The 7,989-nt window shown below is 43.7% G+C and carries 7 protein-coding genes; 2 read left to right on the forward strand and 5 right to left on the reverse strand.

What is annotated here, in order from left to right; all coding sequences use genetic code 11:
- The first annotated feature begins 97 nt into the window (after positions 1–97).
- Positions 98–604, forward strand: coding sequence for a YqeG family HAD IIIA-type phosphatase (locus tag CCU_RS05750; RefSeq protein WP_015533916.1), 507 nt, complete (start codon positions 98–100; stop codon positions 602–604).
- A 140-nt stretch (positions 605–744) separates the two neighbouring features.
- Here the strand turns inward: CCU_RS05750 and hisS are convergent, their stop codons facing one another.
- From hisS to CCU_RS05770, 4 genes are all read right to left on the reverse strand, one after another.
- Complete coding sequence (hisS, locus tag CCU_RS05755; RefSeq protein WP_015533917.1) at positions 745–2,010, reverse strand: histidine--tRNA ligase; 1,266 nt, start codon at positions 2,008–2,010, stop codon at positions 745–747.
- Positions 2,011–2,171: 161 nt separating this feature from the next.
- A complete protein-coding gene (locus CCU_RS05760) occupies positions 2,172–4,229 on the reverse strand; it encodes a hypothetical protein (protein WP_015533918.1) in 2,058 nt (685 codons plus the stop codon).
- Positions 4,230–4,458: 229 nt separating this feature from the next.
- Positions 4,459–6,237, reverse strand: coding sequence for a MutS-related protein (locus CCU_RS05765; protein ID WP_015533919.1), 1,779 nt, complete (start codon positions 6,235–6,237; stop codon positions 4,459–4,461).
- Between the two features lie 30 nt (positions 6,238–6,267).
- The gene (locus CCU_RS05770) at positions 6,268–6,537 is read right to left on the reverse strand and encodes a hypothetical protein (RefSeq protein ID WP_015533920.1); all 270 of its coding nucleotides are present in this window, start codon (positions 6,535–6,537) and stop codon (positions 6,268–6,270) included.
- Between the two features lie 172 nt (positions 6,538–6,709).
- Between CCU_RS05770 and CCU_RS05775 the strand changes: the two genes are divergently transcribed.
- Positions 6,710–7,390 carry a YtxH domain-containing protein gene (locus tag CCU_RS05775; protein ID WP_015533921.1) on the forward strand — a complete coding sequence of 227 codons (681 nt, stop codon included), beginning with the start codon at positions 6,710–6,712 and terminating at the stop codon, positions 7,388–7,390.
- Positions 7,391–7,461: 71 nt separating this feature from the next.
- Here CCU_RS05775 and CCU_RS05780 read toward each other — a convergent pair.
- Positions 7,462–7,989: hypothetical protein (locus CCU_RS05780; protein ID WP_208896026.1), on the reverse strand; the 528-nt coding region annotated here is incomplete at its 5' end.

Genomic DNA, 7,989 nt, shown 5'->3' on the forward strand with positions numbered 1-7,989 from the left:
GTGACGGGATATGGTATTTTATTATTTTATTAAGTGTTTATACAACTGTCTGTCCACCTGTGGTATAATGAATCGACAACAAACTGGGAGGATATCTATGATCAGATTTTTGCCGGATGAATACTATTCATCCACATACAAGATAGATTTCAAAAAGTATTACGACATGGGATACAGAGGTATACTGTTCGACATAGACAACACTCTTGTGAGACATAATGAGCCGGCCACATCCAGAGCGATCCAGCTCATGGAACAGCTCAAGGCCATGGGCTTCAAGGTATGTCTGGTATCCAACAACAAGGAGCCAAGGGTTGCCGCTTTCAACAAAAAGATGAAGGTGAATTACATATTCAAAGCCGGCAAACCATCGAAAAAGGGCTACATCCGTGCCATGAACGAGATAGGCTGCAACATAGACAACACGATCGCCGTGGGCGACCAGATCTACACTGACATCATCGGAAGTGCCAGCCTTGGCATACACACTATCCTTGTCAAGCCTATAGACACAAGCCACGAGGAGATACAGATCACCCTCAAGAGGATCATTGAAAAGCCGTTTATTTTCTACTTCAGGAAAAAGCATGGCATGGTAAGATAATTTCTGTTATTCATAACGCAACACAAAAGGCCGTATTCACATATCTGCCTGATATGTGAATACAGCCTTTTATTAAATATCTCAGTAACATATACGTTCTGTCATGATGTTACACATCTGTGTGATCCACAGAACGTATGTTAGTCGTTGTACACCTTCTTGAACTCTGTGTATCCCTCTGACTCCAGCATGTTTATCTGCTGCTTCATGTTCTTTCTCATCATCTGGATAGTCACTGTCTTACCTGCCTGGCGAAGTTCCTTTGCCTCCTTGAAGATCTCAAGCTTCTTGTCCAGTGTCACATCCTTGTGAATGAGGATAGCCACGTTGTCAGAATCTATCTTGTATCCATTCTCAAGCTTGTCCTTGAGTATGGTGATTATTCTCTCAAAACCTATTGAAAATCCTGTTGCAGGGACATCCTGTCCACAGAAGTTTCCAACCATCTTGTCATATCTTCCGCCGCCGGCGATGGAGAAGTTGTAGTCATCTATTGTAACCTCAAAAATAGGTCCTGTGTAATATCCCATACCTCTCACAAGAGTAGGGTCAAATACGATCTTTACGCCATCTGCAACCATGGTCTTTGCACTTGATATGATCTCGTCCATATTGGTTATAACCTTTGGATCAAGGCACTCAGCGTCTATGTCCCTACAGAACTCAGCGCAGCTCATATCTCCAAGGTTCTGGTATATCTCAAGATACTTGTCCACCATCTCTGCGTCGTATCCGTTCTCTGTGAGCTCTGCTCTTATGCCATCCAGACCTATCTTGTCATACTTGTCAAGGCTGATGAGTATTGAAGCAATGTCTTCCTCTGCAAATCCCGCATTCTTCGCAGCACCACGGAGTATCTGTCTGTCGTTAATGTGGATAGTAAAATCTGTTATTCCCACCTCAGAGAATATTCTTGAGAGCATATCGGATGTGGCTGCCACAAGCTCTATCTCCGCAAGGTTTGTATTGTCACCAAGTATATCTATATCGCACTGGGTGAACATTCTGAATCGTCCCTTCTGTGGCTGATCCGCACGGAATACAGGTCCGATCTGGAGTGCCTTGAATGGGCTTGGAAGCTGCTCCTTGTTGTTCGCATAATATCTTGAGAGTGGAAGTGTAAGATCGTATCTGAGTCCGCTGTCTGCCAACTCTCCCTTACCTGCATCGATGGCTCTCGCAAGGTCTGCGCCTCTCTTCATCACCTTGAAGATAAGCTTCTCATTGTCACCGCCCTGCTTGCTTGTAAGATTCTCTATATGTTCCATAACAGGAGTCTCTATCTGTGTAAATCCAAATCTGGAATAACTTGTCTTGATCATTGAAAGCACATGCTCTCTAAGCCTCATATCAGCCGGAAGCTGATCACACATACCTTTTACCGGTGTCTTGATGAATTTTGCCATTTCTTATCCTCCTGATCTTATATCTTTATTAAATCCAACCTATTCTAGCATATACAACTATATTTTTCCACCCTTAAAAAGAACACCGGAACAAACTTATAGTTTGTTCCGGTGCTTTTCACATAATATATTGATATTTTTAATTGTCCTGTAATATCAGATTACTTGAGAAGATCATAGTTGAGCTTCTTGATAACAAGGAAGGCCTTGTTTCTGAGTTCCTCACCTGAGAATTCATCAAGCTGTACATTCATATCCCAGTTGTACTTCATGAGTGTATTCATAAGATCCTCAATGTAATCCTTTACATACTTGACGTTGCTCTCACTCTTATCCTTGAGCTGGACAACTATATTGTCTATAGCCTCGATGATTCCTGACTCCTGCTTCTCTAGTGCCTGTCCTGACTCATCGTTGAGCTCTATAACCTTACCTGTCTTGGTTATGATGACCTTCTTGTTAGGAGCTGCAGCAGCCTTGCTCTTCTTGTTGATCATATGGTTGATACACTTGATCAGACATGCTACAGAGTATGTCATCTCCTCGTTTGATGGCTTGTCTATTCCCTTGAGAGTGTGCTGATGGTACAGGTACTCTGACTTGCACAGCATCTCCTCAACAATAGCTACCTTACACAGTGATACCAGATCAGCCGGCATAGCCTGCTGCTTCTTACCGAAGAGACCACCGCCACCCTGCTCATTTTCCTCCTTATACTTCTCAGGAAGAGCTGTTCTGACATATGTCTCATGCAGGTACTTCTTGGCTGTGTTGATATCGTAGCTTGATGCAAGAACCATCTTCTTGGTACTGTTGAGTCCGTTAACGACCATATCCTCAGCAGCCATGAACAGAAGGATCTTCTGTCTATTGTCAAGCATTGAGTAAACCTCTTTGTTCTTGTTGTTCTTCTCAACAATTGACTTCTTTCTGACATCAAATACCTTTACCTTCTCCTTTACACTGAAGAATGCCTTCAGCATTGAAGGATTGGCGTTCAGGAAGTTGCAGCACCATGTGAGCTCTATGTACTGATCCTCGATCTTGTTCGATACCTCATACAAGCTGTATCCCTCAAACAGTACATTGAGTGCCTTGGAGAGGATCTCCAGACTCTCATACTTCTCCTCATATGACTTCTGTGTTATATCAGAGTTAACATATGCCTTGATTCCACACTCTATGAAGAGCTTGTTGTACTCATATGCTCCCTCAGGAATGTTCTGACGTCCGCTGAGCTGTGCTCCTGAACCAAGTGTCTGAAGTACCTTCTTGACCTCCGGCTCATTCTCGATGGCCTGATATACCTTCTTGGTAAATGCGCAGGTCTCATTAAGCAGTGAATCTATCCTCTTGTTGTATACCTCCTGCTTGGAGATCTCTGAAGCCACCTTGCTGCTGAGGATCTTTGCTGCCTCTGTGCTTGTGACATTCTTGATGAGCTCCTTGAAGTTGGAGTATACTGACAGGTTATCTATAGGTATGTACTCTGCGTTCAGTCCGTAGAACTGAAATGCCTTCTCATACTGCTTGTTCGCAATGTAGATAGAGAAGAGATTGATAGATAACTGTATCTTGTAATCGTTAGGTGCATGTGCATCCTCGATGACGTAATCATAAAGTACCTCGAGGTTGTTGATATATGAATCAGATCCTATGTCTTTGGCTGAGATATCCATCTCCATAACCACATTGATCAAATCCAGGTATCCGAGCAGAGCCTTGTCAAAGTTCTTTGGTCTGTCATCATCCTCAAGTATCTGGTATGAAATGTTGATGAGAAGTGGAGCGATCTTATCCCCGATCAGTCTCATGCACTCCGGTATCTTCTCAAGCTGTAAGAGATATAGCAGCCATACACTGTAACGATAAACACCTGTAGCTGATACAGGCGCATCTATATCAGTAGGGTCAATATCACCATATACAAATCTGAATAAAGGCTCTATCCACTCTTCGATCGCATAGTGTCCGGTCGCCTTTATATTGAAGTCTACAAACTCTGCAAGCTCATACAGCTTTGTACACTGAGCACGAACCTCGTCATCCACTGTCATGGTCGACAGATCAAAATTAGAATCCTTCAGGCTGTCTATAACCAATGTATAGAATCCGTCCTCAACCTGATCATTCAGATAACGAATAAGTGTTCCTTTATTACTGGATGCCGCTATTGATAATGCGTTATCCCCTGCCTGTCCTATATTTGCTGGTAACATAATATGTCTACCTCCTTTTGTTTTCGTATGTCTGGCTTACGAATATTCTTGTATTATCCCCCTCAAATCACTACTCCAAATATAACATATTTGGTAAAATCATTCAACAAAGTTTTTGGTTATTACTGATAACTGTCATTGTGCATAATTACCCAAAAATTATAGCACTAAAAAAATCGCATTTTTTGTGCATTTTTACTGTTATGCCAGATAATGCCATTTTTCAGCATCAGTCGAGTCCTGCCATGTGAAGTATCGCCATGGCATTTGTCGTGGTACACCTGCCATCCTTCTTCTTATAGTCGAATTTCAACTGGTCTCCCTCGTAATATTCCTCGAAATGATAGTTCGCAGCAGGTGTTCCGTCCTCCGCCTTGAGATCACACAGCTCAAAATCGTGTGTAGATACCAGTGTCATTGAACCCGCCCCCGCAAGCTTTCTGATGACCTGTGTTGCTCCCACTATTCTGTCAGCAGAATTTGTTCCCTTGAATATCTCATCTATAAGACAGAGCATAGGTCTGTTCTCTTTCCTGTACTCAACCATCGTCTTTATCCTGAGTATCTCTGCATAGAACGTTGATATTCCATTGCTGACATCATCGGTCACCCTCATGGATGTGAATATCTTCATCCTGTCAGCCTCCATATAGCCCGCACACACTGGCGCGCCCGCATATGCAAGCACCAGATTTATACCCAGTGTTCTGAGGAAAGTCGTCTTTCCGGACATATTACTTCCGGTTATTATCGTGGCACCGCCCTTGAAGTCCGCATCATTTGCCACGACTGTATCAGGGCTTATCAGAGGATGTCTCATATCCCTGGCGGTGACATGCACTCTGGCATTTGCGCCGACCTGTGGATAGCTCACTTCCCTCGTTCTTGAAAGGACAGCAAATGACATGAGTTCCTCCATATCAGAGACAGCCTTTATCCAGCCCTCAACGCTCTGTCCATTCTTCTGTTTCCATTTGTCCATCATCCTGCCTATGTGGAAGTCCCACATTATAAGTCCACACAGTATCTGATGAACTATAGGATTGTATCTGATATTGAACGCCGCACTTATCGTCCTCAGTTTTCTTATAGCCGCCAGGGCACCAGAGTCATTTGACAGATGCGATTTGATATCATTTAAAAGTTCACTGTCGAAATTCTCCCCGGAGATCAGCTCGAACATTCTTATATAGTCCTCTATCACATAGCCAAATGAGATCATCGGCATGACAGCCTGACCCGCAACTCCGCCAAAAAGCCAGGAGAACAAAAGCACAACAAAGAATGAGACAAGCGTCCAGCCTATGTTTATCTCACCCATTATTCCAAGTATAAATGCCACCAGTGTTATCGCCGGCAGTAAAAATCTCAATATGTTGAACACCGCAGGTATATGGTCATCGCCATTGCAGTATGCCACAAATTCATCCGCGGTATATTTCTTCTTTTTGCCCATTCCGGTCTTCACACCGAGGGTCTCAAAATCCATCGAGAACTCTCTCTTTGAAGTGAGCTCTTTTATCGCCTCCTGGCGCTCCTCTATGTCTGCTATATCGTACTTCGGATCGCGTATACTCTCGGCGAGAGCCCTTTTTCCCTCCTCGGTTCCCGCAACACAGATAAACTGATACAGAGAGCTCTGTCCAAGAAGGTCCATATCCCTTGCAACCAGATCGTCATCGCCGAGATACTGCGCACCGTTGTCCTCAAACTTCTTCCAGCCGTCGCCGAATCTCTCTATATACCTCCTGAGCACCTCCGACTTGGCTTTCTTATATTCCAGCTCCTCACTAAGCTTTCCGTGGATAAACACCATTGCGACAAATGCCACAGCGGCTATTATTCCCAGGATCAGCACTGTCACTCTGTTGTCATATATGCCTATTATCAGCCCTGCCAGAGCTGCAAGGAACATCACAAATCTAACCCCTGAATACGTTGCAGACTTCCCCTCAAGCGCCTTGATGTCCTTCTCCAAAATGTCCCTTTCGTCCTTGTATTCGTTCATGTTATCGTCCTTTCATAAAAAACAATATATTTACTTTTTGTCCGGCTTGTCCTTCTTCTTATATGACATCACACCATCCTCTGATACATCTATCATGTCCGGCTTGACAACGAGCACGATACCCATTACTCCAAATACCACACACAGCACGATGCATATTATTCCGATCACCTTATATGATGTAAATGCGAGCATTCCAACTCCCACTGCCAGTGTGAGTGCCGCACATAGGAAATAGTTTTTCTGAAGTGCCTTTATCGCCTGTTCCTCTTTGTTGTAATCCTGTCCACTATTATTCATGTTCCATTTTACCTCCACTTATCCATTCCATTATAGATGAATATATCATACACGGTATATCATTCGCAAATATTAATTCCTGTGAATCAATCCACCACACTTATTGCATTTGACACGAATACATATTAAAATAAATGGACAGGTTATATTCTATGGGAAGGAGATTTTTATCATGAACAAATTGGCAAAAATGGCGCTCACTCTTGCCGCTGCAGGAAGTGTCTGCTACTTATTCAAAGACAAGATCAAGACAACGAAAGCTTACCAGACAGTTGAGAACAATGATACTGTAAAGAAGGCAAAAGCCACAGCTACAGATACTTACCACAAAGTAAAGGACTCCGAGACAGTCAAAAAGATCAAGGACTCTGAAACATACCACAAGGTAAAGGACTCTGAGACAGTCCAAAAGGCAAAGGATACGATCAAGGATACCTACAATAAAGTAAAAGATTCCGAGACAGTCCAGAAAGCAAAGAATACAGTATCCGACACATATGACAAGCTCAAGGACAAGGTTAAGGAAAAAGCTGCTTCCACCGAAGATGGCGACCGTGAATATTTCACACTTCACGAAGACACCACCGGAGCAGAAGAAACCACATCCGAAGAAGCCGCAACCGAGGATGTTGTAACCCCGAAAGCCACAGCGGATATTCCGGATGAGACAACCGCAAAGGCCGTAACCGAGACCGTAGCTGAGGCTGAGGATGTTCTCGCCGAGGCAACTGGTGCCGTTGCAAATGCCGCTGCTGCTGAGACATCAGAGGTAATCGGCGATGAGTACATGGGACTTTCAGATGTATCTGAGGATCCATCAGTGCTCTCCGATCAGGACAAGCTTGACGTATAGTCTGCACAGTACAATAGGCAAAACAAAAACAGTATGTGCGATCCGTTTGATAACGAACCGCATATACTGTTTTATTTTTTCCCTGAATCTCTCAGATATGACAATGCTTCATCTATGGCAGCCTCCGTCTTGAAGTCCTGCTCATATGTCACGCCATCCACATCCACCATGAGTAGTTTGTATATCTTTTTGTCTGCCGGCCCTATATTCGCCGATGTTCTGAGCTTCTTGAACGTCTCTATGGTGCTGAGTTCCACCACATCCGTATGCCAGGTTCCGTGATATACCAGATATTTGTCTGTTATGGCTATACCATCCTGATCATAGTAGAGATTGTATCTGAGCTGTTCATCTATATCCCTGACAGTATTTCTGTCTGCCTTTCCGCCCGATACGACCTGCATTCCTGACACCTTCCATGGACAGCACACACTGTATATACATCTGACTATATTATATAACGCCCACAGAGCCGTCAGCACAAGAACCAGCAGCATCATATTATAATAGATCCTCGGAAAATCCACCTCACTTATTATGAGTGGATATACCTTGCTCTCAAGCTGCTGGGATGGTATCCCCATGTCCTGTGCAAGGCC

Source organism: Coprococcus sp. ART55/1 (assembly GCF_000210595.1).
Lineage (GTDB): Bacteria > Bacillota > Clostridia > Lachnospirales > Lachnospiraceae > Coprococcus > Coprococcus aceti.